This is a genomic window from Salinivibrio sp. MA427 (genome assembly GCF_001996115.1).
In the GTDB taxonomy this organism is placed as follows: domain Bacteria; phylum Pseudomonadota; class Gammaproteobacteria; order Enterobacterales; family Vibrionaceae; genus Salinivibrio; species Salinivibrio costicola.
On record NZ_MUFH01000369.1, the window covers coordinates 1 to 2,123 of the forward strand.

Genomic DNA, 2,123 nt, shown 5'->3' on the forward strand with positions numbered 1-2,123 from the left:
TCCATTCCATTAACAGCCAGCTACCCTTCGCTTCCTGTTTAGCGTTAAAAAGCGTTTGATCTGCGAACCTCAGGAGTGCGTCTACATCAGATCCATCTTTAAATTCATTTGCAGAGAAAAGGAAAATCCCCGCTGTAAAACGGATTGATATTGTTTTATCATTAAAAACAACCGGATGCTTGCAGCTTTCTTGTACAACTTGCAAAACAGGCTCCGCTTGGTACCCATTTGGCAGGAGAGCAGCGAACTGATCACCAGATATTCTGGCAACGGTAGCACCTGGAGGCAAAACATCGAGCCAGCGTTGTGAAAAAAACCATAGCACATGATCTCCTGCATCCTCTCCAAACTGTTTGTTAGTTTCTTTAAAATTGTCTAAGTTCAGTGATATTATGGAAAATTGGTCTGTTGATCTGATCGTGTCTCGCATCTCGTGAATACAGCGAACGAGACCATTTCGGTTCCACAAGCCGGTTAGAGAATCTGAATACGCCAAGAACTCTAATTGTTTTTGATGATCAACTGCTTGCTTGTCTAAGGCTTTTAGTAGTTGATCCTGTTGTAACTGATGCAATTCATCTTCGGCTTGCTTTCTGGCCGTTTTTTCGCGTATTAATTGAATAGTGTTGGCTGATAACTTCCCGTAAATCTCTAATAATGCGGAAACAAGCACTGATGCTGATCCATTTAATTGCATATCTGCATACGTTTTTGCGGCGTAGAGATCCATGCCATCGTCCATCGCCTGAATTGTTAATGCTAGGCGGCGATCCGATTCCAATATGTGGAAGACTAGCCAACGGGTAATAAAGTTAAACAAATTTGCCAACACTGCTTCGTGCCGTTCAGTGGTTTGACGTAATTTTCTGATTTTGTGAAAAAAAGTTTGGTGAGCATCATGGTGATTCTTTGTGTCTTTTGACTGACCAAAATGTTTTTTCCAAACGTTTTCCTCGTACTCAAAGTGATACTTGGCATAATCTTCAAGCTCGTCCAGTATTGTAGCGCTGTTCACGTCTGAATTTATCGAAGAGAATTGCGAGGCCAGGCGATTTACGATATCGACAAGCATACGGTGTTGATTATCAATATCGTCCAATCCGGTCTCGAAATTCTGACTCCATGGGAAAATTTCGAATTCAAGTTTTTTTTCATTCCAAATCACAGCCACGTTGCACCTACACTCAGTCTTAATTACTCCGATTAATAGTAGTTCAAATATTTCTTGGACGTGGACTTCGTCGCCATGATCCTGTAAAACTCGGATAAGACGAGATTGCTCTTCGATAACTTCCCTGATTTCCTGAGAGCCTGTGATGGTCTATATGCCAACCTAACTCATAGACTCCATGCTATCGGGTAGTTAATGGGCCACTACATTGGCATTTTTTAAGACTTATACAACTTGTTGAGTGTTTCGGGATATCCGCTCCAAAGTTGAAGAGATTTCTTCTGTCGCGGCAGTTATTTACTTTATCTGTTCTTGCTGCTGCTTTATCTGTATTGAGTTTTGATTTGCTGTAGAGCTTTTCTCTTCGGTAGCCGTTACTTTAATTATAAGATTATTGAACCCGCCAGACGGGTAATTGGCTCGCTTAGATTCACCGGTTACCTCGAACGCCTCGAAGTGTTTTAGTAATTCTTCAGTGAATATACGAAGTTCCATTCTGGCTAGCGGTGCGCCGGGGCAAACATGTATGCCACGCCCGTAGAGTAGGTTTTTAGCTTTGTTTTGTTCGGGGTTAAATGTATTGGCTTTGCCGAATACAGACTCATCACGGTTGGCTGAGGCCCAGAGCACTGTCACTTTTTCGCCCTTTTTGACAGGGCAGCCGGATATTTCGGTGTCTTTGGTTGCGCGACGGCGGTTTGAAATAAGTGGAGGGTCAATGCGGAGTAATTCGTCTATGGCGCCGTCGGTATTTAAGTTGCCGTTGCGTATTTGCTCTACAACAAGAGGATTTTCTGCGAAGAAGTAGAAAATACTACTAATGGCTGCAGCAATGGTGCCAACTTCGCCAGCGGTCCAGTWGCGTAAAATGCTGACAATTTCCGCTTCGTGAAGGTGGCGCGTTTCGCCATTCACTGTGACTGTTTCATGCATTAGGCGGCATGTATTGTCG

General features: G+C 43.3%; 2 protein-coding genes. Both read right to left on the reverse strand.

The window, feature by feature from the left end; all coding sequences use genetic code 11:
• A partial coding sequence (locus BZG79_RS14565) for a GGDEF domain-containing protein (protein ID WP_199877952.1) occupies positions 1 to 1,171 on the reverse strand: 1,171 nt, incomplete at its 3' end.
• A gap of 297 nt (positions 1,172 to 1,468) precedes the next feature.
• The coding region (locus BZG79_RS14570) for a cytochrome P450 (protein ID WP_206779504.1) at positions 1,469 to 2,123 on the reverse strand (655 nt) is incomplete at its 5' end.